The organism is Leptospira yasudae, from assembly GCF_003545925.1.
GTDB classification, from domain to species: domain Bacteria; phylum Spirochaetota; class Leptospiria; order Leptospirales; family Leptospiraceae; genus Leptospira; species Leptospira yasudae.
On sequence record NZ_QHCU01000010.1, the window covers coordinates 22,239 to 46,787 of the forward strand.

21 protein-coding genes are annotated in these 24,549 nt (G+C 41.7%); 5 read left to right on the forward strand and 16 right to left on the reverse strand.

All coding sequences use genetic code 11. From position 1 onward, the window contains the following. Nucleotides 1-32: 32 nt before the first annotated feature. From DLM76_RS22000 to DLM76_RS20535, 11 genes are all read right to left on the reverse strand, one after another. Nucleotides 33-692, reverse strand: a complete 660-nt coding sequence (locus tag DLM76_RS22000; RefSeq protein ID WP_118966405.1) for a hypothetical protein — start codon at nucleotides 690-692, stop codon at nucleotides 33-35. Nucleotides 693-737: 45 nt separating this feature from the next. Continuing rightward, complete coding sequence (locus DLM76_RS20485) at nucleotides 738-1,169, reverse strand: hypothetical protein (RefSeq protein WP_118966455.1); 432 nt, start codon at nucleotides 1,167-1,169, stop codon at nucleotides 738-740. Between the two features lie 2 nt (nucleotides 1,170-1,171). Beyond that, nucleotides 1,172-2,980: a hypothetical protein gene (locus DLM76_RS20490; RefSeq protein ID WP_118966406.1), complete on the reverse strand. Its 1,809-nt coding sequence runs from the start codon at nucleotides 2,978-2,980 to the stop codon at nucleotides 1,172-1,174. Continuing rightward, on the reverse strand, nucleotides 2,961-3,188 hold the full coding sequence (locus DLM76_RS20495) for a hypothetical protein (protein ID WP_118966407.1): 228 nt from the start codon (nucleotides 3,186-3,188) through the stop codon (nucleotides 2,961-2,963). The genes DLM76_RS20490 and DLM76_RS20495 overlap by 20 nt, the downstream gene beginning before the upstream one ends. Beyond that, nucleotides 3,185-3,961, reverse strand: coding sequence for a hypothetical protein (locus tag DLM76_RS20500; protein ID WP_118966408.1), 777 nt, complete (start codon nucleotides 3,959-3,961; stop codon nucleotides 3,185-3,187). Before DLM76_RS20500 ends, DLM76_RS20495 begins: the two co-directional genes overlap by 4 nt. A gap of 28 nt (nucleotides 3,962-3,989) precedes the next feature. Then, on the reverse strand, nucleotides 3,990-4,736 hold the full coding sequence (locus DLM76_RS20505; protein WP_118966409.1) for a hypothetical protein: 747 nt from the start codon (nucleotides 4,734-4,736) through the stop codon (nucleotides 3,990-3,992). 54 nt (nucleotides 4,737-4,790) lie between these two features. Continuing rightward, nucleotides 4,791-6,242 (reverse strand): capsid protein, encoded by a 1,452-nt coding sequence (locus tag DLM76_RS20510; protein WP_118966410.1) that lies wholly within the window; start codon nucleotides 6,240-6,242, stop codon nucleotides 4,791-4,793. Then, nucleotides 6,239-7,030, reverse strand: coding sequence for a hypothetical protein (locus tag DLM76_RS20515; protein WP_118966411.1), 792 nt, complete (start codon nucleotides 7,028-7,030; stop codon nucleotides 6,239-6,241). Before DLM76_RS20515 ends, DLM76_RS20510 begins: the two co-directional genes overlap by 4 nt. Continuing rightward, nucleotides 7,024-7,953 carry a hypothetical protein gene (locus DLM76_RS20520; RefSeq protein ID WP_118966412.1) on the reverse strand — a complete coding sequence of 310 codons (930 nt, stop codon included), beginning with the start codon at nucleotides 7,951-7,953 and terminating at the stop codon, nucleotides 7,024-7,026. The genes DLM76_RS20515 and DLM76_RS20520 overlap by 7 nt, the downstream gene beginning before the upstream one ends. Nucleotides 7,954-8,397: 444 nt before the next feature. Continuing rightward, complete coding sequence (locus DLM76_RS20530; protein WP_241548321.1) at nucleotides 8,398-8,733, reverse strand: hypothetical protein; 336 nt, start codon at nucleotides 8,731-8,733, stop codon at nucleotides 8,398-8,400. 235 nt (nucleotides 8,734-8,968) lie between these two features. Further along, nucleotides 8,969-13,492 carry an LPD1 domain-containing protein gene (locus DLM76_RS20535; RefSeq protein ID WP_118966415.1) on the reverse strand — a complete coding sequence of 1,508 codons (4,524 nt, stop codon included), beginning with the start codon at nucleotides 13,490-13,492 and terminating at the stop codon, nucleotides 8,969-8,971. A gap of 153 nt (nucleotides 13,493-13,645) precedes the next feature. Between DLM76_RS20535 and DLM76_RS20540 the strand changes: the two genes are divergently transcribed. Further along, a complete protein-coding gene (locus tag DLM76_RS20540; RefSeq protein ID WP_118966416.1) occupies nucleotides 13,646-13,918 on the forward strand; it encodes a hypothetical protein in 273 nt (90 codons plus the stop codon). On the opposite strand, the gene DLM76_RS20545 is transcribed toward DLM76_RS20540, so the two are convergent. The 3 genes from DLM76_RS20545 to DLM76_RS20555 are packed head-to-tail and all read right to left on the reverse strand — an operon-like array spanning nucleotide 13,919 to nucleotide 18,118. Continuing rightward, entirely contained in the window at nucleotides 13,919-15,487 is a 1,569-nt protein-coding gene (locus tag DLM76_RS20545) for a hypothetical protein (RefSeq protein WP_118966417.1), read from the reverse strand. A 22-nt stretch (nucleotides 15,488-15,509) separates the two neighbouring features. Then, nucleotides 15,510-16,211, reverse strand: coding sequence for a bactofilin family protein (locus DLM76_RS20550; RefSeq protein ID WP_118966418.1), 702 nt, complete (start codon nucleotides 16,209-16,211; stop codon nucleotides 15,510-15,512). After that, nucleotides 16,208-18,118: a hypothetical protein gene (locus tag DLM76_RS20555; RefSeq protein WP_118966419.1), complete on the reverse strand. Its 1,911-nt coding sequence runs from the start codon at nucleotides 18,116-18,118 to the stop codon at nucleotides 16,208-16,210. Before DLM76_RS20555 ends, DLM76_RS20550 begins: the two co-directional genes overlap by 4 nt. A gap of 71 nt (nucleotides 18,119-18,189) precedes the next feature. Between DLM76_RS20555 and DLM76_RS20560 the strand changes: the two genes are divergently transcribed. The 4 genes from DLM76_RS20560 (at nucleotide 18,190) to DLM76_RS20580 (ending at nucleotide 21,697) form a co-directional block, all read left to right on the forward strand. Next, on the forward strand, nucleotides 18,190-19,380 hold the full coding sequence (locus DLM76_RS20560; RefSeq protein ID WP_118966420.1) for a baseplate J/gp47 family protein: 1,191 nt from the start codon (nucleotides 18,190-18,192) through the stop codon (nucleotides 19,378-19,380). After that, nucleotides 19,381-19,977: a hypothetical protein gene (locus DLM76_RS20565; protein ID WP_118966421.1), complete on the forward strand. Its 597-nt coding sequence runs from the start codon at nucleotides 19,381-19,383 to the stop codon at nucleotides 19,975-19,977. Beyond that, nucleotides 19,970-20,752: a hypothetical protein gene (locus tag DLM76_RS22005; RefSeq protein ID WP_118966422.1), complete on the forward strand. Its 783-nt coding sequence runs from the start codon at nucleotides 19,970-19,972 to the stop codon at nucleotides 20,750-20,752. Before DLM76_RS20565 ends, DLM76_RS22005 begins: the two co-directional genes overlap by 8 nt. A 648-nt stretch (nucleotides 20,753-21,400) precedes the next feature. Further along, on the forward strand, nucleotides 21,401-21,697 hold the full coding sequence (locus tag DLM76_RS20580) for a hypothetical protein (protein ID WP_118966424.1): 297 nt from the start codon (nucleotides 21,401-21,403) through the stop codon (nucleotides 21,695-21,697). A 241-nt stretch (nucleotides 21,698-21,938) separates the two neighbouring features. On the opposite strand, the gene DLM76_RS20590 is transcribed toward DLM76_RS20580, so the two are convergent. After that, nucleotides 21,939-22,190, reverse strand: a complete 252-nt coding sequence (locus DLM76_RS20590) for a hypothetical protein (RefSeq protein WP_118966426.1) — start codon at nucleotides 22,188-22,190, stop codon at nucleotides 21,939-21,941. Nucleotides 22,191-22,206: 16 nt separating this feature from the next. Beyond that, on the reverse strand, nucleotides 22,207-24,546 hold the full coding sequence (locus tag DLM76_RS20595; RefSeq protein WP_118966427.1) for a pyrophosphatase-like OB fold-containing protein: 2,340 nt from the start codon (nucleotides 24,544-24,546) through the stop codon (nucleotides 22,207-22,209). Between the last annotated feature and the right edge of the window lie 3 nt (nucleotides 24,547-24,549).

Consider the following 24,549-nt stretch of genomic DNA (forward strand, 5'->3'; position numbering starts at 1 on the left):
CGGAATCGATTCGATTTAGAATTTCTTTTTTCTTAATTTCCGCTTCCCGCGTAAGCATCTCTTTTGAATACCCGGCTTCCGTTTCCAGGATAGTTTTGATTGTCGGCGACAAATCCGTTAGGAATTGCTCTGGTTCGGTTTTCTTCACCTGACGTCTTTGGGAAAGAAGATTGATCCGTTTGAGTATTTTCTGAGTGTCCACTCTCGAAATCGCTTCGATCAGGAATCGTTTCTGTTCCGGGAAGAGATTTCCGAGGTGATTCACTCTCCTGGGGAAGATTTGAAACTTCGTCATTAGAAGAAGGTCGTAAAGATTCTCCTCGTTTGAAATTGCGTCGAGCGTCCCGATTTTTTTTTAACTCTGATCTAAACCAGCTCTCTTTCTTTTCGTATTCTTTGAAAAGATGAATCACAAACTCTTTGTCCCGTATCTTCTCGAAGTTATCTAATTCCTCGATCGGGAAGTTCTCCGGGATTTCTTTGATAACGTGATTTAGGGTTGTCGTTGCCCGGATATATCCGTAAGTATAGTTTCGAATCGATTCGAGGTATGCTCCGTTTAGACGTTTTGCGATCGCAATGTCTATGTCTATCTCTAAGGAAGGATCAGCAATTTCCGCTTCAAACTGATACGATTCTCCTTCGTATTTAGCGGACAAAGTTACTCGTGTATTCGGATCTAAAATTCTCATAAGAAAAGATTAATCCGAACACACGAGAATCGGAGAAAAGAAAGGTTAGTTAAACGCTTCCATTGGTTCCCAATCGACAAGTTCGAATTCGATTTCGCGGCCAGAGAGTTCGTTATTTGAAATTCCGAATCCTTCCGTATTGACTGCACCCGTAAGAAGACCGACACGCTTTCCAGAAATCTTGTCGATTACCAAAATGTCGTAGAGATCGTCCGCGTGTTCATCGTGATACGTATCGATTTGAACGACTCCTTCGAGAGCGGTTTTAAGAATATGAAACTCGCCGGATGCTGTCCCCTGCCAATCTAACGATTTAAGTCCTTTGGGTTTTCTCGTTCCGATTGCTTGAATTCTCTCTTGGTGATTGTTTATATTCACGCGGAGGGACTTCATAAATCCCACCGCTTGCCCATTTATTTTTACTACCGCGTCATTTCCTGTAAGAACTGCTGGATTTGGTCTAGCTGATTTTGCCACGATCAACCTCCGTTACTCGTGCCGCGCACGACATCGAGGTTGATTAGGAAAAACATATAATTGATCGGAGTTACGATCGTGCCATCAGGGAAGACGAAGTAGATAACATCGCCGTCGCGCCGAATATCGAAGTCTTCTCGAAAGGCGGGTTCACCCGTGTAAATGTTTCTTGTAAGCCAGCCGTATTGACCAACGTATACGTTTCGAAAACGCTGGATGACCGCGGTACGTATATCTGCGTCGGTAAGGTTCGAGCCAAGAGCGGAAGGGTCTGTTGGAACCTCACCGATAAAAGTGGAATCAAGCCACTCTCTGAAATCTTTTACAAGAGCGAGTGCCGTGCAGATCGTCGAGGCTTGATTCTTGATTAAGTTTTGATTTTGATACGAGGTGACAGCGAATTCAATTTTGTAAGGACCACCGTTCGGTTTTCGAGTAATCACAAGTCCACCGGCGCGCAAAACTTTTTTTATATGCGTTTTTGTTAGCTTCTCCGGGGCATCGACAAGGTTTAAGTCTTTGTATGTGACTGTTTCGCGGACGTTCGCGCTAGCTTTGATTGCGTTGTGAAGAACCGCAGTCATCCAACCCGGATACGTTTTAAGATTTATGCGATCGGATGCGTAACGCGTAACGGGTGAAAATCCTAATACTAAATATTCTGAGTTAGTCCCTTTTATATCATCGATTCTTTGATCGATGGATCGTGTTAGGTCAAGACCAGCACCTCCGAACCTTTCATCCGCTCCCTCGGGTGAGTTCGCGTTTGCAAGTTTGTCTGCAAGATACAATACAACGCTTGGAAGTGATGTACAGACGTTGATGTAAAAGCCTTTACATAGCTCGGTATCGAAAACGGTATCTATCGCGTCGAGATAGGCTTGCGGTGTTACGACTCCTGTATTTCCGCCCGAAAGATAGGCAAAAGCGGCCATATCCGCGAGAGGTTTTCTTACAGGACCGGATTGAATCTCGGCAAGACCGTTACCTAAAAAGAATTGTTCCTGTCCGTAAAGAAGTGACTTTAGAACAAAAGGAGATGATTTTACATCTACGTTCTCTGAAACTAGAAGGTGATCGAGTGTTTGAGTCTTCTTGTCCGGCGATGAAAGAAGAGTGATTTCGTATCCGGTTCTACTCGAAACAAAACCTACAACTTCTTGTAAAGTTTCGTAGTCTTTAACAGGAACGACTAAATCGCTAGATCCGTCAGTTGGAGCGGAACCCGAAAGAGTAATTCTTAACTCGTTCCCATCAAAGGAAAGTGCAGCGTTTCCAGCATCTCCTGTGTAACGAATTCTAAGTTCGTTTGCCTCAAGAGGAGTCGAGGTCTGAATTCCTACCGCGTCCCCGACCTGTAGAATCGTTCCACCGCTCGTAATACGAAATCGAATTTGATTTCCTCTCGGACCCGGAATGATCCCTTGTACTACGGCAGTAGTCCCCGCGAGTGTGGTGTTTGCGGTGAATGACGCGCGAACGTTAGGCGAAATATTGATCGCCTTAATCGTTTGCGGACCCGAAGAAAATCTAGAATCTTTGGAGGGCGAAAAAGCGGCAATAACCGCATCTGCCAAATCTCCGGAGTAGAGAACCGAGCGCGCTTCGTCGGCTCCGCTAAATTCAAGAATTCGTTTAGAAGTTTCTAGACTTGAATCGTTTACATCGAAACCGTTGTCAGCCGGTCCGATTAAAACGAGAGTATTAAGATCGGGAGAAATTCCCGCGCTTTGTGATTTTGTACGAAATGCGCCTCTTGCGCCCGGTTGAATAAATCCTCTACCAAGAAATTCAACGTCTCTTGTTCCCAAACAACCCCCTCCAGACCTCTTCAAAAGGTCTGTTAGCGATTGCTTTTAGTTCCGATTTGAATCTCTCCCGGAAGCGGGGAGTAATTGCTTTCCCGAGTTCCTTTTCTTTTTGTAAAAGAAACTCGTTTGCGGTTTGAATTACCGTCGGTTTAGAATTATTTTTTGGATCCGCTTTTAATTTTTGAAACTGAAGTTCTTCGTCTTTCAATGTTTCGTATCACCTAAATCAAAGCCTTCAAAACGAGTTCGGCTTTTCTTTAGGAATACATCGAACGACTTCGTATCGGGAAATAACCAAGACGGTTTTATTCGAAAAATCGATTTTGTTTGAACAAGTTTTACTTTGATTTCAAATCCCCAGAAAGGTTCTGAAAAATCTGTAGTAGTTAAGTTTGGTTCTGTGTCCTCGGGTAGGAAGACGGTTAGTCCCGGAAAAAGAATTGGAAGATCATTTGCAAGAAGTAGAGTTACGGCGAGTGATGCGTCATACAAAAATTTGTTTGTGTTTCTTCCTGCGTTTCCTGTAGAAAATCCGGTTATATAGACATCGGACTCAACGCTTAACTGAATCTGTTGGAAATTTTTGTTTCTGGAAAATTCATCGATAAAAGCTTTTGTAGCAAGTCTTTGACTTTCGGGTAACTGCGAAATCTCTTCTAAATATCTCAAAAACTGTTCTGAGTTTTGAAAGTGAAGATCGTTTAGTCCTAAAAATTGAGTATGACGCTCGGAAGCGCATTCGATTCCGATTTTTGGAAATTTTGAATTCGGACCCGTTACGGAGATACCTTCTTGATAGAGCGGATGACCATGAACAACCGGAACATCCAGATTTCTTTTTGAAATCCCGGTCAAAGGAAGACATTCGCGAAAAAAATTCACGACCGCATCCTCCGGGGGAGCGGGATACGTTATAAGAATCGATCCTTTGTCTCTTCCGTCCTCGCGGCGAATGCTTTCTTCTCTAAGACTTTGGTCCATTTAAAAAGTGAAGATAACACTCAAATATTCAAATCGGTTTTTTTCTTTTTTTTAAAAGTTCGAGGATCAGACTTTTCGTATCCGATGCGACAGCTTGTTTTAGAATTTTGGATTTTAACGCTTTGCTCACGTCCTCTCTTACACCTGCGAATATTTTTTGAGCGGGAATCGCCGGTTGAAAAAAGTTTCTACTTTTTTCATTCACGACAACAAACTTTAAATAGGAACGTTTCACATTGCCGTTTTTGTATTTTTGTTCCGCGACAAACGCATTTCCCTTACCGCTCATTCCAGGATCTACGCGGTATTTATACTTGTTCCTTGTCACCATTTGACCGTGTGCGTTCTCTTCCTTAAAGGTTCCTATCTTTATAATCGCAGAATTGATTGAATTGTGTTTCGGACTTACAGGTGTACCATTTTCGTTTTTCTTAATCGGTACAATCACATACGGTCCATTCTCTCCCTGACGCGCGCGGCTTCCTCCGAGGAGTGCCGGTCTCATGTCGTAACGTCCCCTCCCCTTCTCAAGAACCGCAAGATAATTGTATTTTCCTTTGTTCGGATGATATACTTGAAACCCACCCGGAATCTTTCTAAGTAAGATCCCTCCCCCGCCTCCGGCTTTGTTCGACATCGCCATCCGTCCCCACCAACTCGGTTTTGCGGAAAGTGTGCTTGCGATTAAGGAATCTCTGGCCGCCGTTGCGATTTGGTGAAGGACTCTTTCGGTATCCGGGAATTTCCCTTTATTATAAAGCTGTTCGAAGTTCATAAAAAAAGGGGCGATTCCTCACCCCTTAACCTTTATAAGAATTTGAAATTTAGTTTAGATTCGAACCGGAACGTTCGTAAAGACTCTGAATTTTTCTTCCGCTAAAATCTGTAGAACGCTATAGTTCTCAACGATTCCAAGTCTTGAACGAACCACTCCCCCGGCTCCGTAAGGAAATAGCGTTTTTGTATATCCGAGAAGTTCGGAAAGAATCAGAGTTCTTGTATCATCCGAAGAAGATTTACTGTTAAAATCTCCCATGACCATAATGGTTGTTCCAGGCAAATCTTCGTTAAGATCTTGAACGATCGTCGTAGGTCCGGCGGTGTTTTTTCTCACCTCCCGCATATAGCGGATAAGATTCGAATTTGGTCCTGTTTCTCTAAAGATCGCGTAACGTGTCTCAGGTACACCACCCGTTCCCGGAGTAATCGTGAGTTCGGAGGCACCGTTTAGTGGAACCGAAATGGTTTGAGCGGAGGAAGCCTTAGACCAGTTCTTTAGATCACCGGCACAAACACGGTATTTGTAGTCCCCGACATACGAACCCGTAAACAAAGATCCCGGTACGGAATTCAAAGTGGAAACGGTAAAGGAAGGCATCGCCGGAGAATGTGTATCGGAGGTCGGTCCTTCTACCCAATGTCCGTTTTGATCTCTTCGAAGTGGAACTCCCCACTCGTGACGATCCATCCAAATATCGTCGTCAAAAACGATTACGCCATCTTTTGCGTTAGAATCCGCAACTCCGCTGACAACGTTAGACATTGTTGTTGAACCAGGAGACTGATTGTTATTTTGGATAACAATTCCATTGCCGGAACGATCATAAGTCTGGTCATACAGAGCCTTGGTCGCCGGGTGCATCTTCGCGTAATTCGTAAGTCCGAAGTGTCTGGTTCGGATTTGCGAAGAATAAAACTTCATCTGATCGACCGCCGGAAGAGATCCGCGACAATCGGTATAGAAATCACTTCCTAACGCTTTGATTTGAGTTTCGAAACCGTCTTGTTCGAGTTTGTTTAGATCCTTTTTCCCAAACCAAATCCGTCTCATTTGGGATTCCATTCCCCGCTTGAGTGCAGCGTTTGATTGTGCGAGTTCTGGATCTTGCGAGTTATTAACCGTATCTACAACTTTGTTATAACTAAAACCCTCAGCGATATAGTTCACTTCGTTGTAAAGACGTTCGAATACTGCGTCTCTGTAGGTTGGTTCGTCTGACTGACCAATATACGAAGAGTTGTACCAACCGCCGCCATGCGATTTGTTTCTGTTGTATTCAGCGATGACCTGATTGATATTTCGGCGAGGAGTTTCTTTCAAAAACTTAAAGTCTTTGTCCGTGGAAACGGTTGCGACAAACACCTTGTCAAGCGATTGCATCGAGAGAACCGCACCCGACGAATTGAAGTCGATGAAAGGTGAGGCTCCGTTTTGTGCGGTGTTTGCTTCAAAAGCTTTTTTAATTTCTACAAGTTGTTCAAATGTGTGTGGTCCCACTATTTTAGCACTTCCTTATACTCGTTAAGAAATGCTTGAGCGCGATCTGACAGTCTCCATGTAGACTCGAAGTACGCTACGTCTTCGAGTTGGCATTTCCCAAGTTCAACGCCTTTAATGATATGATTACTAACTCTTTCGCGGTCAGGACCGGCGATCACGCCAGCTATAACGCCGTTTTTTCCATTTTGTGATCTGGTAACGGGATTTTTTTCTGAATTCGGTTTTTCGGAAATTGATCCAATTTCGGATTTAAGCTTTTGAACCGTTGCTGATAGTTCTTCGGTTTCTTCCGCGCGATCGAGTAAAAGTTCGATTGCGGCCGCAAGTGTCTCTTGACCGGATTTAAGAATCTCTAAAGTACTTTTAAACTCTTGAAAGAAAGCGAGTTTTGCTTTTTCGATTTCTTTCTCTTTTTCTGCTTCCTCTTTCTTCTTTTCCTTTTCTTTATTCTTTTTTTTCTCGCCCTCGCCTTCCTCCTCATCTTCGTTTTCTCTTTCAACCTCCGATCCTAATTCGGATTTATTCACCTCCGAATCCTCATCCTCGGAATCGTCGAAATACGCGCTGATTACATCCTCAGCAAAAGATCCAGCGTCGGAATCGGAGACTCCTTGAGCGACCGCCCACTCTTTTACTTTGTCCGTTTCTGGAAGAACACTTCCCGAATCGAGAAGGGTAGTGACTTTGGAAGCTAAGGACTGAAGATCCGGTGAACCCGGATTTTCGGACTTCCGTATTGGTTTCGAAGTTAGGCGCGAACGAAGCCTATCAATCGCATCGACTAGCATATTCTTTCTCCGTTTAATTTTAGAAAAAGAGCGTCGGTGAGATTTTCTAAGTCTTCTCCTTCAATGCTGTATTCCAAAGATAAAATGGAACGAATCAAGGATGAGCGACACTCCATCCCCTGATTTACTATGCGGTCGTCAATATCGGTGAAAATTAAATCGACGAAGCGGTCTTGCGCGACCGGGTCCGATTGAAAAAGTTTTGTAAGGAATGCAAGCTTTCGTTCAATGCGAGAAAGCCTATCGATTTCAATGTTTTCTTGGATAGAAGATGTACTGGGTAAAGAAGCGACACCTAATTCCGACTTTTCAATGTCTCTAAGAAATACGGCTCCTTTAATAAGCTGAACGCTTGTATCTGGATTGATAACCTCTTGAAGCGGAGCTAAGGCACATTTTTTAAGTTGGATCTTGCGTATCGTTTTTCCTTGATAGTCTTGCGGTTTTGCGTATCCGCTGACCGATGCTCCCCAGCCGTTGAATCCAGCTTGTAACCCTTTTTTGATTTCTTCGGCAAAACTGTTACCGGGAAAAAGACGTCCTTGGATATAGAGTCCGTCGTTTTTGATTCCAAGACTGGTAGGAAAATCGTCTTTCGTTCCGATCTGTTCCGGTGCGCCGATGATTGCTTTTGTCTTCGCGTCTTGAAGAGAGACAAGGGTCGTTCCTGTAAGTTTACCTTCGGATTTAAGGTCACGAATCTCTTTATCGATTAGGTCTGTAAGATGGTTGTAGTCGAAATATCCTTGCGAAGTGAATTCGCTTCGCATTTCTTTATCTGCATACGCAGATTTAAGAATAACCTCGCCTTGTTTATCTTCGCGTTCGGAAGAAGCTCTGACTAAGATTTTGATCGCACCGGTCCTGTCTTCAGGACTGGCTTTTAAAATCTGAAATGGATGTAAAAACGTAGTCTCATTCATGGAGACTACGCCTATTCTATATTATGGAATCGGTGAACTGGTTAGTTCAGAAATGTGTGAATCAAAAATAAAATACTGATAAGTTCGGTTTGAAGTTGAAAATCAAAATTAAACAAAAATAGAAACTTGTTCTCGGATTCCACAGCCTTTTCTACTTCTTTTTTAACAACATAATCGCCTCTTAAAAATCGAAAAAGGACGCGGAAATAACTGCATTCATATATGATTATCATCCAGCCTTCCTGCGAAACTTTCAGATATTCCAAATATTTAGCAAAAAAACCGTCGAGAACCCAAATCCCGTCGTCTCCAATCCATCCGCGCATAGGAAGACCCATATAAAATATCTTGTGAATTTTTTTCTCTTTCAAATCCATTGCGCGAGTACATTATAAAACAGTTGAACGTTGTAATTTTTCAAATATTTAAAAGGGATCTATTTTCTTAGACTGCGCTCGAATAAAAGAATATTTTTACTTTCCCTTTCGAACAAATTTTCGGATTCCAATAAACTTTCGCCTGAGTTGTCGATTGAATTTTCTCCAAAACGATTCCCGAATATATTCCGGATTCGGATAAATCCAAACCGCTCGCATCAAACCACTTATCCACGGTTATCGAATCCCCGATCGTAAGGGTCGGATTCCCATCAAACGGAATCACGACTTTTACGAATAAATGTGAGATTAAAGAATTGATCGCGAGGACGTCCCCCAGGTTGTAACTCCCGAGAGGGCTTGAAAAATCGATCTCTGATTCGGCGACGAATAAATTTTTCAATAAAGAATCCTCAAGGAAGTCATCGAACGTATATGGACCGAGGAAACTCGGCATTTAGGTTTTAGAAACTTGGTTACGATTTTCACATCGATCAGAATTAAAAAACATCGATCGAAAAAATCGTACAGTGTCATAAATCAATCGAGAGAAAAAACCGATAGCAAACCAGAAGAGTAGACTTGAAAAAAGTGTATAAAGAAAAATTCCTTCGAAGATTTCATAATTATTCATATCTTCAAGTTTCTTCCTTATAGAATGAAATCGGGTTTTCTTTTTTACTTTCTTTCACAATATCGCTGATTGTTTTATAATTTTCTTCTTGGCTGGAAATTCGCGGTGCAGCTTTATCAAACGGCTTTTCAAGTTGAAATTCTGATTTAAAGACCTTTATGAATTCGTCGAACGCTTTGACTATTCGTTTTCTTTCTTCTCCTTGAGGGTATTTCATCTCATTTTGATACGCTAGAAGCGGGTGCATATCTTCCGTTACCCTATTCGGCGCAACCAGATAAGTATTTTGCATTCCTTTCTCTGCGAGTTTGTCCTCGACAAATGCTTCAAAACCGCGCGCGAAAAACTCCACTCTTTCAGTGAGATCTTTGCTCCTCGTTGCGAGCGCGTTATTATAGAATTTCGTATTTGTGCCATCAGGATTTTTATAGATCGCAGAAATCAATTCTCGAATTGGTTTTACAAATTCACCTTTGGGATTCATAGAAATAAAGTGACTTCGATCCCGTTTAGAATCTTTTCCGGTGCAGAAATGGTCAAAGAAATGTCCGAATTCGTGCGCCACTGACCCGTCCCCATTTGTTTTCGTTACATTGATGATTCTAAAATTGGAACTGTAACTCGCGGATTGTCCCGGTTTACCCCGCGCACCGAAAGCCATATTCAGTCGTCCTTGAATATTTACTTTTTTTAAATCAATCTCTAACGCGTCTTCTAAATCCTTCATGGAAGCAACAAATCGCGTTATATGGTCTTTGGATGACTTATCATCCATGTAATTTCCAAACTGGACGGACCTAAAGCCCCAATCTTCGGAAAGTGCTTTTGAAGAAATTTCACTCGATTGTATTGCTCGCCCGTTTTTTCTTAATATCACTCCTAATGGTAAACGTTTAAGATTTTTTTGATTTGGATTTAATTGTTTTGTAGACTTCTTTTTCTCAGCCCAAGACCAATCTGAATCTCGAACATTATTAAGGGGATATTTTGACCATTCTTCTCTTGTGGGAATATCTTTCTCTTTCGTTCTTTCGAGGAAGATTTTTTTCGCATACTCTTCGCTAAACTGCGGATTTTTCCTTTGTAATTCTTTTGCATTTGGATACATTTTTAAAAACGAATTTCTTTGAAGTTCAGAGTTTAATTCTAATTTCTCAACATAATCTTTGTATTTTTTGGAGGCTGTTTCTTCGCTGAGTGGATTGTATCTTAAAGCATCCCTCCAAACCATTATCGCGGGATCTGTTTTTGTGAATAAGAGGTTTGCAAATCGATCCCCCATAACCGAAGGAATGAGTCGTAGACCAGGCTTAGAATCATTCACATAATAATATTTGTTCAATAACGAATAAAGTTCTCGATCTATTTCGTAGGTTTGATTTATTTCACCGCTTACTAACTTTTCAATGATCGTTTCTGTACCAGGAACCGTATTTCCGATGATCTTTTTGTATTTTTCGGCAATTGCATTTATAGAATCTTTTGTTTGGTCCGAATTTGAACATTCAGATTGGAATTCTGAAATCTCAGAGCGAATTTTACTCATAAAATCTCGGAGTGTTCTTCTCGAAAAGGAATTCGCGTAATCAGTAATTTCGGAAATTGTTTTCGCATTCAAGATCGGATCGAGGATTTCTTTTAAGTTTTGAACATACTCCTTTCGTGCATAATCAGAATCCGCAGGTTTCGAAGCGATCGCTTCATAAAGCTTCGATTTGAGAAAAACTAAACCACCATTCTCTCCTTTATTTTTGTACTCCGTATAATCAAACTGCGGAAGAACTCGATCTTTTTTTACGACTCTTTCGGCTGTTGCAGAATCCAGTTTTTCTAAATCTGCATTCTTGAGTAATTTTGCGATCGCGGCCATCTCTTTTCGAGATCCCGGCACCCGATCATTAAAATCTTTGAATTCTTTGTTTTTTTCTTTAACATCAAGTATGCTTTGAACTACATTATGTTCAATGTCGATATTTACGTCCGATTCCTCTTTTTTAATTTCCTCTCTATCGGTATCGTTTGAGACTTGAGCGGCTTGGTTTTGTTCAATCCATTCATTTCCATGTGTGTCGTGTTTACCCTCTGCATTTTTGTTACCGCGCATCGCTTCGGAAAGAGCGGAAGTTTCCAAAGGAAGATTCGTAACCTTGGTTTCGAAATTACTTTCTTTATTTGCAGATGTCTCTTTAGGTTTATCAATGACTACGATTCTTGTACTAACCCCTGTTTGTCTAAAAGAGTCGTTACCTTGAAATGATCCCGAAGGAAGTTGTTCCGCTTCGCCGCCGATCTCATCTAACCAACTTCTAAAATTTTTTGATTTCGAATCCTCTCGGTAAAATGGACCTTCGGACATGATACTTACGAGTCGTCCGCCCGGTTTCAACAACGAATACGCGTGTTGAATGTGAGCCATATCTTGACCCTTTTCAAACGGAGGATTCATTATAATTCGATCGTAAAGTTTGTCTTTAAACTCTAAGAAGTCGCTACCAACTAAGTTGAATTCTTTTTTTTGGAGAATTTCTCGTAAGGAACCGAAATACTCGATCGTATCGGGCTTGATACCCGTTGAGCTTAATATTTCTTCGGAAAGATCTCCTTTCCCTGCGGAGGGCTCCAGTACATCCATGCCGAGAGTAATTTGAGCTTCATTTACAAGTCTTTGTGCTAACGGTTTTGGGGTCGGGAAGAAACCTGGGATCTTGGCACCAATGAGATTTTCTTCTAATTTTTGGATTTCCCGTAATTTTGGATCCGGTCCTCTACCTTGATTCTTTTCAATAAGACCGCGTAAATGTTTTCCCGCATCCTCGATCTTTTTATACGTATCAAGACCGAGGCGGAGCATACTTAATGTTTCTGTGTTGTATTGATTTACATCTGGTTTTCCCTTAATAAAGATTTCGTATTTAACTTCTCCAATTTGAACCGTATTCTTTGATTTTTTGTCGGCGGGTTTCACATACAGATTTTCTTCGAGATTTTCTTTTAAATCAAAGATCCGTTTTAACTCTTCTATTTTTTCAAGATTGTTTATATGGATTGTTTCATGATTCGAATTTCTATCTCTTAGAGTGAATTTAAGAATTGTTTCATAATCTGATTTCGAAAGGAGTCTATTTTTCAAAGCCCAGTCTAAACTATGATTATATACTCTGCCTTTTGATCCTATTTTTATATCATTCGATGATTCGGATAAAAAAGAATTCCTATAAAATTTACGAAAACTCACAGAAACTTTTTCATCTAAGGCTTTCAATTCATTCGAATCAGGTATTTGTCTATATCTGTCCAGATACTTTGAAGCCGATAAAATACCCTCAATATCTTTTTTACTTTTGATACTTTTAAGATACTCTGGAAGTCTTGCGTCTTCGACCTCGTTTGCGAGACCATAGAGGGCAGCTTGAATGTTTCTCATCTTTACGGCGTCGTCTCTCATTGCGGAAGCGATTCCCGCCCTTCGTCGCGTCGGGTTTTGTTTAGAAATCGGAGGGTTTTCTCTGTGCTGAATTGCCTCTTCCATGTTGTCGGCGAGAAGTCTAAATTTAGAAGAGATTACTGATCTTTTTATGGGTGAGTCGTCATCGATCGGTTTAGGATTGTTTTTTTCGTTATATGTAAGAAGAGAATCGCTTACATAGGTTCTTAATATTTTTAAGACGATGGATGATTCTTTTATTTCAAGCCGCGAGACCTCTTCGTTTATCTTCGATTTAATCGCAAGAGGTATCTGTTTTCTTTCGAGGGAGGTTTTCACTCGTTCAATGTAATTTTTATCCGATAGAGAGAGACCCTCGTTACTCAGTTCTTTTACAATATCTTGTAAAAAGTTACTTTGAAGAGTTTTCGGTCCGCTCGCCTTAACATCATGTTCGCCCGATGCGTTGTCATTCCCAAGCATCGCTTCCGAACGCGATCGTTTCGTATCTTTAACTTTTTCGGAAACTAAGGACCGTAAGATTTTATTTACGTTTTCGGAAGTGACTCGAATATATCGATATGAAAGATTGAGGATTTTATTTAGATCATTCTCTCCTTTGTAAGCAAGATCCAAGTATTCTTTTGCCCTAGATTCTAACCCCGCATCGAGAAGTGCGTTTTTGACCTCGGTAATTAGGGATCCTAAATCTTGGATTTTCCCCGGAGTATATACTGGTCTGAAAATTGCTTTCGATTGGTTTTTTAGATGAGGAAGGTTTGTAAAAAGAGACGGTTGGCGCGGATCGGATTCTTTTTTCGATTTTACCTGTTCTGATTCTAAACGGAAATCACCGTTCTCTTTCCCCTGCAAAACATGTTCGTTAGTTTGCGGGTTATGAGTCGCGGTATGTTTTTGATTCTCATTTTTTACTCGGTGAAACGGGGGCTTTGGCGGGGCTTTGATTTGTCTCCAAGGGTGTTTGAGGTTTGGAAATTTTCTCCAAATAGATAAGTCTTTGTGTGTGGATATATCAAAGTTGTAATATTTTTTTCCTTTAAGAATCAGGAGAGTATCGCGCACAACTTCTCGAATTTCAGTCATTTTGAAAAAGTTTAGTGCGGATCGAATAATCGGAGGTACAGAGCTTTTTTTGGTTAAGTCAATAATTCCTGGAAAGTCAATTTATAGTTTCTTGACAAAGAAATGAGAATTCATCTACAGTGATGCGATTTTTTTAGTTAAGGAGATTTTGAAGTGAGTGAAGAAACAAATGATGCGATAATCCAAGCGGACAATGGACAACCGATAAAATGCAAAGTATTAACGGAATCGCTCTCAATAACGCTTCAAAGGTCAGAACTGTATGACCTTAAAGTTTCCTACCCGATCCATTTTATGATAACGACAAACGGTTTCCATTCACCCTTCCAAGAAATAAATTTAAGGGCATGGTATATCGGAATCGGACCTGACAAAGGTGATAAAAAGGCAGAGCAGTTTGAAATAACCGAAATCATAGAAATGTAATTAAGACTTTTCCCGGTGAACACTTTTCGATGGACTCCATTTGAAATTAAGATTCGTAGACGCCTTCGCTTGACCGGGAATAAAATCGTCGATTACATCCGTGATATATCCGAATTCGGAAACGTCTTCGATTGGAATTGGATAGGTCTTTGACGGATCGATAAAAATTTTAAAAGGCATGCCGGGTCTCAGAGGAACAAAACCGGTCTCAAAGGTGCCTGACGAAACTTTTAATTCATCGCGGTTGCAAAATATTTGAAAGAGAGTATCCCGGATTCTCGAAAGTTCACCTTTGTAGTTTTCCTTTTTCGAAGCCGTTAGGTTCTCTTCTTTAAAAACAAGTCCAGCGACTTTAACATGTAAAAGTTTAGGCCCAAAGACTGCGCGCAATTTGTCATCATACTTTGGTTCGGAAAGAATGGTTCCAAAACTTTGAAATGTGTTTTGGATAACGTGAACACCGACGACTACGGATTCTTCGGAGTCCTCAATTCTGTAATTTTTTAGATCGTCCAGGTCAAAAAGATAATACGCATCGATTCCGAAACTCTCTAAGTCTCTGAACCTTCCATCAGGTCCAAACATATAAAACGGAGTCGGTCTAAAAATAACTTTTGCTTCCGTATTCCCTACCTCGTATTCTTCGACGACCGAAGAACCGACCTCGCCAAAGGAAACACCTTTTCCATAAACACCGTCGAGGTCGAAAGTTTCTAACGGATCGACAAACAATTCATAAAGCGGTTCGGATACATACGAACGAAGGATCTCCCAAAAATTTACATAGGAACCGATCGTAAAGGAGGATAGGACTTGCGATTCGTACGCAAAAAACTCCGTATACGCCTTCTTCGGTAGTAGGATCGAAAGTATCGCATCTGTGTTTTGGGAAGTTGTCGGTGAAAGGACGTTTTTGTCGGCGTACCGAGAAACGTTCATAAGTTTACAAAAGAACTCGTCCCAAAAGTTCCGTATCAAATCGGAAAGCTGGCCTTGTAAAAAAACCTGCGCGGCCTTCGTGATAACACCGGCGTACGAATCTTCGGAACGCGCCGCCGGTTCGCCGTCTTGTTTTTGATAGTCGATAAAAAAGTCGGTATCGGAAAGAATTGTCTCGATCGGTGAAATCGTAACGTTTACAAAACTTTTTCCGTCCGCCGAATACTCTCGCGCAGCGTTTTTCACCTTCCCGACATTGAGCTTTCGAAATACTGGATTTTTTTCTTTCCCCTCCCCTACATCGATGTAAAGAAAAACGATACTCCTGATCGAAAAGACCTCTCGAAATGGAATCTCCTCTCCTTCTTCAATTTGGTCTAACGGAAGCGCGGTATCTCCGCTTGTTTGAACGAAGTATTTTTCTTGATAGGGAATTGTTAGAAAGATTCCACCTTTTCCGGCGGAGATAGAGCGGTGAGACTTAATACTCGTAACATATTCAACCGGAAAGAAATGTTTCGAATCTTTTCCAGGAAGACGGATCTCTAGCGCGAAGCCCTTTGGGGGTAAAAAGAAAGAGTTACGAACCGATTTGAATTCTTTTTGTTTCGTATCACCGGCAGACGGCATTCCAAAACTATTTCTTATTTTTCTAAATCGGCGGTCCGGTTTTTGTAGGTGGTGACGGACCCGGTGAATACGTATGTCCGTGGTTTTTGGCAGGAATTCCGTCGATGATTACATCCTCGCTAACCGTGATTTTTCCGGTCTGGTCCGTATCTCCTTCTATCGTTAAATCCCCTTCGAATTTTGTGTTTCCTTTGAATGTAGTCTCACCCTCAATTTCCAGAGTTTCGACTTTGAGTTTTGCTTTTTTGTTTTCGAAGTCGAGTGAGAATACAAGAACTTGATTTTCGTTATAGATTTCGATTTTGTGTGTGGTTTTTCGTATGCAGTAACCGGATTCGTGAAAGTCGATAATGTCTTTTTCAGGATCGATAAAACTAAACTTAGACCAAAAACTTTGAAGATTGGAAAGATCAGAATCCTTTGTAGCGAATGGAAAAACTTGTGTGATTACAGGTGCGCGGTAGGAACCTGCGATAAACTCCAAAAGGACTAACTGGTCTTTTTTGATTCCAAACGCTCGTCCGTGTGCATTCCCATTTTGTTTTAAAAAAGGTCCGATGGTTCGAACCTTTTTAAACGGTTCTCCAAAGGTTGTTATCACGTTTACGCGAAACCGCGGTAGAACCTCGGTAACTGTCGCAAGTAGCGCGGAGGCAAACCTTGAGTCCGGGGACTGAGGTCGTTCTTGAAAGTCAAATGCGTCGTTTGAAAATCCAGACCTCATACGGAAATTATCGCGCTCCCTCCGCTCAACGATTCGATATAAAATAGAAAGTGAAGGGTGTCTGCGTCTTGAACAGTTCCGAAGAACTTCGCATCAAGAATACGTGGATTGGATTTAATCAGTCTTAGGAATTGAGGGATATATTTTTTTCTTTGAATTTCGTCGGGCAATTCTCCCGGAGGAATCGGATTTCCAATTTCAGGAGAACCGGGAATTGATCCTTGAATAATGTCAATGTGATCTAACGTTTCGTTAAATAGTGCATCGTCTCCCTCGACAAGTGCAAGATCGCCGGTCGGAGACACTTCAATTCCTCTGTTCGGCGTGAGCTTTATATCGCAACCGATGAGTGCGACCTCTAAATCTTTCGGAGAAGGATTCTCGGGAAGACTTGTGAAAATATTCGTTCTTGTTCCATACGGGATCTTGATTGCAAGTCGATCGAGGGTTGTATCTCTTTTACCGTTAAAAGATGCAAGGGCTTGTCCAAGGCTTGCGTCTCCGAGCTTTGTTTCTGCGATATTCTCCCAAGTATCATTTGCCGAAGTATGAAGTATGGAAAATTCGTTGTCAATACTTGCTACGTTAAGCGCGGCAAGGGTTTCAAGTAGTATCTCATCGGCGGATAAGGCGAACCTGTAAACGTCGTTGTCGACCCATACAGTAAAATCCGCACCGGGTTGTAGGCTCATGGCTTCATACGATCCCGAGTTATCCACTGGGATCACGAACTGACCTATCAGCGCAAAAAGCGCAGAGCAGTTGTGTCGAGTTTGGTCAATGTTTTGTCTAAATTCAGCTTCGTTCGCTCTCGACTTTTTGTAAGCTTCGTCGATTTTGTCTGATAATTCCTCTGCGTGAAATCCTCTTCTTTTTTTAGATATTCCCAAATCGGATTTTGCGGACTCAAACGTAACGCGAGCGAGCTTTCCTTGCGCGGTAAACTGATCTTTCATCCGGTCCCAAGAAGAAAGAAGTCTTTTTGCGGAACTTGTAAAAACTTGTACTCCGCGAGCGGCACCAAGTAATGCACCGGAAAGTTGTAAGGGTACATTTACAAGATTCTCGAGCTCGTTCATAAGACCGGAAATGGTTCGAAACGCGTTGAAGTTACTCCTTACAAGCTGGCTCGCGATTTTAGAATTCAGTTCCTTTACGACGACAAGGTTTAGCGAATACTTGTAAGTGTTTGTGTCGCTGACTGACCGGGAAATCGTAAATCCATTCTGCGGAATCACAACCTCGACAGTACGATTTCGATCGTAATCCCGAAAAACAAACGCATGCGTTTTCCATGTGAGTCGATTCTCTGAAAATAGTTTTGTGATCTTTTGTGCTTGTGGATCGTTTGAAGAATACTCAACCGCGTCAAGACTCCTTGCGTAGTGAAGAAAATACATAAAGTCTTGAAACTCTTGAAGCCCGGAACGAAACTCCCCTCCCCCAAGACTCAAGTAACTGCTTCGAATCTTGTCGTAGTAACTCCCAACTTTGTTTTTTACGATCGACTTCCCGGCGGAAAATGCGGACTGAACAAATCCACTCCCTGAGTCTCCTGGTATGGAAATTTTAGGTTTTGAAGGAAGACCCAAATGATAGATGTGAAACTCCCCTTCGAGTTTTATATCGTTGTTATCTTGTCCGTAATCGACAACGATACAACTTCCAAAGGTTTTCTCGACTGAAGTTCTGTTTTTAAAATTTTCAGTGTAGCTAAGAGGGCCGTTTACAAAAAAGTATTCTGATTCATTTTGAAAAATAGAATACGTTCCGTTTGATTTCTTTTCATAGAAAGCAAACGAGAAAACATTTTGAGGCTCATAAGTCGGCGCAAGAGACCCGCTAAACGCTCCTCCCGTAACTGAATTAAATCCCGACGTTACTCCACTGACGACACTGGAAAGCACGAAAGAGAGAGTAGGGGAGGCTTTTTAATCGGAGTTTTCCGATTTCAAATTTTCGAATACGGATCTTCTTTGTGGCCGCTCCGTATGTTCCAAAAATTTTCTTAGAATATGTTACCGCGATACAGAACTCGCTTCTTGCTTCCGGTTCACGTCTTTCAAATTTTAATCCAGGTTCAAGAATCTCAACATGGATTGCCGCGATCGCAACAGTCCTCGCAGAAGGGGATCTACGAACCCTTAACGGTTTTTACTACGCGATCAAAGAAGGCGTATACAACGCCTTCGGTTTTAAAAGACTCCCCGGACTTGTATCCGTTGGACTCGTTCGTATCGAACATTTAGGTCATACCGAACCGATCACAATTCCCGTTTTCAAACTCGACCTTTTCGGTCTTGAGTATGAATCGATCGCATCCGTTACTATACCGGTTGGACAAACCTTTAGCGAGATTGAAATCCGGGCAAAAAAGCCAGGAGTCGATTACAATATCCGTAGGCTTTCGATCAATACACTGGAAGGACTTGGTTCGGTAAATATCGAACTTCCGCCAAACATTCGAATATGGAATCCGGCAGACTTCGCTGGTGGAACAAATCTTGAATCCGAAGAAAACAGGTTAAAAAGATTCAGAAACTTTATCATTTCATTAGGTCGTTCGACAAAGCTTGGAATCTATACTGCGGCCACATCGATCCCCGGAATAGCAGGGGTTCAACTAACAACAAACTGCAATCCATATTCGGGTGCGTTCGAAATCGGTTGGATCAATTTGTATGTAAGCGACGGAACCTCAAACCCTCCACAAAGTCTTTTGGATTTGGTTCAAAAAACGATCGAAGGAGACCTAAAAGATCCAGAGAATTATCCCGGATTTTCCGCCGCAGGTACCCAAGTTGCCGTTTTCCGAATTCCGGTCTTTGGTATCACGGTAAAGTTCAAGCTTCAAATCCAAAAAGAATCTCAGCTAAAAGATGAAGACGCGTTAAATATCGCGCAAAATCAAATCACCGTTTACCTGAATACGCTTCCTGTTGGTTACGATGTTCTTTTAAAACAAGTCGAGGGAACTATCCTTAAAGCGCACCCTGACTTTTATCGGGTCATTATCGAAGAATTCTACGGAAAACTTGCAAGTGATCCTGTTCCAAATCCAGTCCCGCTAAACTCTGATGTCGTGGTTCCATCGACGTATCTACCGCGCACAGGTGGAACCTCCGGCGGTTCCATCTCTGGAACGCTTGAACGAGTGGAGCCAACCTAAATGTCTTTTAACAAACTCTTAGAATTGATTCCGCAGATAAACGCAACCGATCCTGTGTTTCGAGAACTCTTCGGAAATGAGGAGAGACCGGAGCTTAGTCCGGTTACGAATATAAACGACATTAACAAGGGTGCGCTTTTTAATTCGGTTGAGTGGCATTTGAGATACCAAGCCTTAGCCGCGCGTTCGGCGGAGCTTTCTAACGCGGAAGGATATTTTTTAAAACTTTGGGCAGAGTTTTTAGGAATCGAAAGACCTGTTGGAATGTCAGACGAGGAGTTTGTCGGATACATTATCGGATATGTTCTCTCTAATGAACCTACAATTCCAAAACTCGGCGAGGTCTTTCCTGCACCCGATTTTGTAGTTCTTCGGTGTGACGAGCTAGGATTTGCAACCGACATTTCCGCGAGTGATCTAGGACTTAACATTCCCGGTCCGGGAACAAAAGCCGTTTCAGGAATTATAACCCCCGATCGCGGCGCAAGTTATATCGTCGTAGATGATATGAGTCGTTTAACAAATCTTCAACTTACAGAAGCGACAAGGATTCTCGCCGCTGGAACTGCGGTGTTCGCGGGAGAAACCAATGTCTGAGGTTCAAATTCCTTTAACAAACAACGAAGTTAAAATTTATTATCACAATCAATTTCAAAAACTTTCTTCCACAGATCTTAACCGTCTCTCCGGCGCGGAACCGCAAAACTCTAGTATCCCCGCGATTCTTACTTCAATACTTGCAACGATAGGAAGAACAACGGATACCGCGATCGGATTCGAGGTAAGTTCACCCGAAAATCATACAATTCTTGTCGGACCCGGACTTGTAATTCGACCCGATGCAGTTCATCTTTTTCCTTCTATAACGCTTACACCCTCCTTGGGTGCGCTTTGCGGGATTTACGAATTCTCACTTGATTCTCTTCTTTCCGATAACTCCGCGGTTCAGGTTTGGAATATTGAATCGGAAAGATTTCAACCGCAGGTAAGACCGACGCGAAAAACGTTTCAAACAAATCTTTTTGAACAGTGGAGTCCGACGACTCCCCTTCCCTCTTCTACTCCCGGAAGATTTTCACTCCTGTCGTATGAAAAAAGTTCACCTACCGGACCGATTACAAATCTGGTTCGTACACTTCCTGTCTATGATCCTGCACTGATCGGAATCGATGTGGAATTGAATCCTGGGATTGAAGATAACGATTCGCTTGCGTCTGCGATAAACTGGCTTTTTGATTTCATCGAAGAAAAGGAATTTATAAGAACGACTCCCTCACCCGGATTTAATTCCGCGAACTGGAGGGTACGAACACAAGGAAACCTTTCCTTTTGGAGTATAGACAACGGGGGTAGCTGGCACCCTTTCGCATAACCCCACCGAGCGGTCCTTCGTCTCCGGTTCCCGGAGCGGGTGGTCATTGGGTGGGGAATTACGGTTCGAATCGTTACGACGTGTTTCCTCAAGGTTCCTATTCAATCGGGGACTTTTGGCATGTCGTCGACGCGCATCTTGATTACGGTGTTCCCGTTACTGACTGCGGACAGTGTGGAGGTCAAAACGAATGTTTTCAAAAAGGGCCGTGGTTTGACTGCTTACCGTGTCCGGGCGGTTATTCAAGATCCATAAATGTCGGGCTTTGTTGGACCGGTGGCACCGTATTCGTTCCGTGTTGCACGACGACTTGTTGTATAAACAACTGCAATACGTGCCATATTCCGAATTGGTATACGAGATACCGAGTCTATAAATATGAATTTCTTCAATGGACTCTCGTCACAACCTATTCTATCCCCGGAAGATTCTGGTCTTAATCCATGAAAGAAGAGTCCTTAACTTTTTCTGAATCCAGACTTGAGGTTTGTCTCTCCTGTCCATTCGTCGTAAAACGAATTTTCTCAGAACAATGCAGCGTTTGTTACTGCTTTGTTCGCCTCAAAACAAAACTAAAATCCGAGGCTTGTCCGATAGGGCGATGGAAAAGAGAATCCTAATATGAGTTGTTGTAGTGGAGGAAAAACTATGAATCAAGAACTGATATTCAATCAAATCGAACAGTTTTCGAATATCGAAACGAACTTAAAACTAAAAGATAGCGTTGCGACTAAGATTGTCCGCGCCCTTCTTCAAAAAGCAAAAGAACTGCATGAAGAATTTAAAGAAAATAGTGAGGAACATATCTTTCACAGCCTTTCCCAAAAAGCACTTACCGCATTCTATACCAATCAAGATGTAAGTTCCCTTTTAGAAATGGTAAGTGAAAAGATTTTTCTAAGCCTTAGCGAAGCAAAAAAATTAGCGGAAGAGTTTAAGAAATAAAACCTATGAAGCTAAAAAAGAAACTGAAATCCCTTCTCTTTTCACTCACGTTTCCGAGACTTTCATCAAAGGTTCTTATAAACCGTTCCGGCTGGAATCTCATATTACGAAACCACTTCTCACCTTGGCTTTCCGTAACGGCGTTCCCAGTCTTCTCCCTGACCTATGAAGGAAGGGAGAAAAACGGACACTACGTATCCTGGATTTTCGGAATCTTTGGAATCTCTTTTGTTTTTCTTTTCTATTCCAAATCTCCAAGTTCGGGGTGTTGAAGTTCCCTTTCGTAATCCCCTAAAAGATCGCGCTTTTTTAAAAACTCTAAAAGAACATCTCTTTCAAGTTTGAGCGCGTCTCTTTCTACAAACGTAAAATCGATCGCGATAAAAAGATCATCAAATGCTTTTTGAGTGAGAGCTTGAAAGTAAAGTCCCTCGGTAAGAAGCGCACGGATTCGTAAAACATCGGGGTGATGTCGGAATGGTTTGTTTTGCATTCCGCATTCTAAAATTCTATGTGGCTATCGGGTTTGAATATTCCTGTTTTAGTTCGTTCAATTTTGTAATCGCTTCTTCCATTTCGAACATGTATGATTTCGAAAAAAGCATTCCTATACTTGAATCGTCTTCGATTTCTTTCAGTTTTGATTGTATCGAATCCTTGATTATATTAAGATCCTGAATAATCGCCCCAAGTCTTCCGATTACGGAAGCAGAACCGACACCTTTGTCTGCGGCTATGGCGATCGAAGCCGCAAGCTCCTTTGAAAATTCTTGGGAAAGTGCGTTTACATTATCCCCTAAAATTCGGTTATATGTTTTTTGGATTCCGTCAAGCATTGTATCCAGCATTTTTCTATTCGTCGCGGCCTTCTCCATTGAACCGACGGACCGCAGAGCTTCTTTTTGAATGTTTGTCGCTACCGAATCAAAATCAAAATTATCGAATTCCCCGCTTTGGAGTTCTTTGATATAGTTTTGAACTACTGCCGGACCTTTTCCCGGATACTTTGCTTTGTTCTCAACATACCATTTAAACGCTCTAATCTGAATCGTATGGTTTGGTTTCTCGTTTTTGTCTTTTCCAAACATTCCGATCACCTCGGCAACACCGAGAGGTAACGATTTATCCTTTTTTGAAATGAGAGCAAATAGATCCGGGCTAAGATTTTTTAAAGCTAGACGCTTTTCGATTTCTCCGACTTTTTTTCCTAACTTTTCCGCGATCGTTTTCGAATCCCATCCGTTCTCTACCATTTCGAAATATGCGTTTGATTCGTCGGTTGGATTCACTGATCGCCTGTGATTTTCGCTAACTTGAGCGACGAGTCTTTCGTTCGTGGATTGAAAAGATTTCGGAACTACGTGAATCTCAAAACTATTCGGAAGCTTTCCTTCTTCTACGAGTTCTTTGATTGCTTCGTAGCGGTGGTGTCCTGCGACGACAGTCCACTGGTTTTCTTTTAGATCCACCGCCATCGGATACTGAGGATCATATCCGTTTTGTTTTATAAGGGCTTTCAGTGAATCGATTTGATCTCGATCGTAATTCTCTTTTGCTGTGTATTGTTTTATGACTCGAAGTTTGTTAAAAGGGAGTTTTGTCGGAACTGGATTTCCTGTTTTCGGAGTTTCTTCTTTTTTTTCATTCTTTTCAGTTTCCGGTTTTCGCTCCTTTCTTTCGCGACCGCTCGGTCGAAGTCTCCAACCTTTTTCCGTTTTAATTCGAGTTTTCCCGTCACTCCAAACCGAAGGCGAGTTCAGTGGTGCCGGCGGTCTTCCTACACCAATTTGCGCTTTCAGAATTTTTTCTAAACGCGGGATCGAATCTTTGATAAGGGTAAGCGAGGAATTTAAAATTTCATACGGGTTTTGTTCTTTTGATAATCTTTGATTCGGATCTTGAATTTTGTTATTAAAGATCGCTGTTTTGCGAACTTCGAAGAGTGGAGTATCTTCTAAAAAATCCGACTGTTCTGAATTCTGTTTTTTTAGAAGAGAAAGTTTTGATTTGAGAAATTCGATCTTTGGATTTTTTAATTCCTTCTTTGTGGAACCGGTTTTAAGCCACTCTTTAAACTGATCTATTGTTAAGGAAATAATACTTCCAAAACCCTTCCAACCTTTTTCGTAATTGGAAAGATACGCTTGTTTTGCGGCTTTTTGATCGTGAAAACCGAACATAACTTTGTGTTCATCAAAGGAATGGTCTTTGTTTTTTTGATTGATAACGAATACGATTTCGGATTCGGTGTCAGGACCAAGGAAAACGTCAACATGATCCCCGTCGGCACCGGAAGTTCTTTTAAGATACCCGTAATCGTTTCGAATCTTTATTTTCCACTTCTTGCCGTCTCTGTCTTCACCCGAACGATAGGTTCCTTTTTTGTTCTCGATCGCAATATCGAATCCTTGGATTCGAACATGATTCTTTTTGTAATTCCCCGCTTTTAACTGTGCGGGTGATGGATTTGATTTCAAAACGTTCGAAACGAACCCAATACAGACAGACTTTTCTGTCTGTATTTTTAATTCCTCTTCTTCTCCTTCCTCTTCCCAAAAAAGAGCCTTCGCTTTTAAAAACTCACTCAGGAATTCGGCTCCCAGCGTTTTGAATTCCTTGGACAAAGAGACACATCCCTCTTTTGAAATCTCCTTATTAGAAGACTTAAAAACAGCGAGCAGTGCTTTTCTGGAAAGCTCGTTTAGTTGCGCTTCCATCCAAGGCTCTCCCTCTTCGTCCATTGCCCACTCTTGCCAGAGTGGGTTTTGTTTGGTCATAGAAAGATGAATCTTGTCGAGGATGGATTCTGCGAGTTCGAACGTAATATCTTCTTTTTGAAGAAGGGTCAAAGG

Excerpts from the sequence above, each read along its gene's own strand:
- DLM76_RS20545 (WP_118966417.1), bottom strand. The coding sequence starts at position 15,487 with ATGCCGTCTGCCGGTGATACGAAACAAAAAGAATTCAAATCGGTTCGT.
- DLM76_RS20580 (WP_118966424.1), top strand. The coding sequence starts at position 21,401 with ATGAATCAAGAACTGATATTCAATCAAATCGAACAGTTTTCGAATATC.
- DLM76_RS20515 (WP_118966411.1), bottom strand. The coding sequence starts at position 7,030 with ATGCTAGTCGATGCGATTGATAGGCTTCGTTCGCGCCTAACTTCGAAA.
- DLM76_RS20565 (WP_118966421.1), top strand. The coding sequence starts at position 19,381 with ATGTCTTTTAACAAACTCTTAGAATTGATTCCGCAGATAAACGCAACC.
- DLM76_RS20500 (WP_118966408.1), bottom strand. The coding sequence starts at position 3,961 with ATGGACCAAAGTCTTAGAGAAGAAAGCATTCGCCGCGAGGACGGAAGA.
- DLM76_RS20535 (WP_118966415.1), bottom strand. The coding sequence starts at position 13,492 with ATGACTGAAATTCGAGAAGTTGTGCGCGATACTCTCCTGATTCTTAAA.
- DLM76_RS22000 (WP_118966405.1), bottom strand. The coding sequence starts at position 692 with ATGAGAATTTTAGATCCGAATACACGAGTAACTTTGTCCGCTAAATAC.
- DLM76_RS20550 (WP_118966418.1), bottom strand. The coding sequence starts at position 16,211 with ATGAGGTCTGGATTTTCAAACGACGCATTTGACTTTCAAGAACGACCT.
- DLM76_RS20520 (WP_118966412.1), bottom strand. The coding sequence starts at position 7,953 with ATGAATGAGACTACGTTTTTACATCCATTTCAGATTTTAAAAGCCAGT.
- DLM76_RS20590 (WP_118966426.1), bottom strand. The coding sequence starts at position 22,190 with ATGCAAAACAAACCATTCCGACATCACCCCGATGTTTTACGAATCCGT.
- DLM76_RS20505 (WP_118966409.1), bottom strand. The coding sequence starts at position 4,736 with ATGAACTTCGAACAGCTTTATAATAAAGGGAAATTCCCGGATACCGAA.
- DLM76_RS22005 (WP_118966422.1), top strand. The coding sequence starts at position 19,970 with ATGTCTGAGGTTCAAATTCCTTTAACAAACAACGAAGTTAAAATTTAT.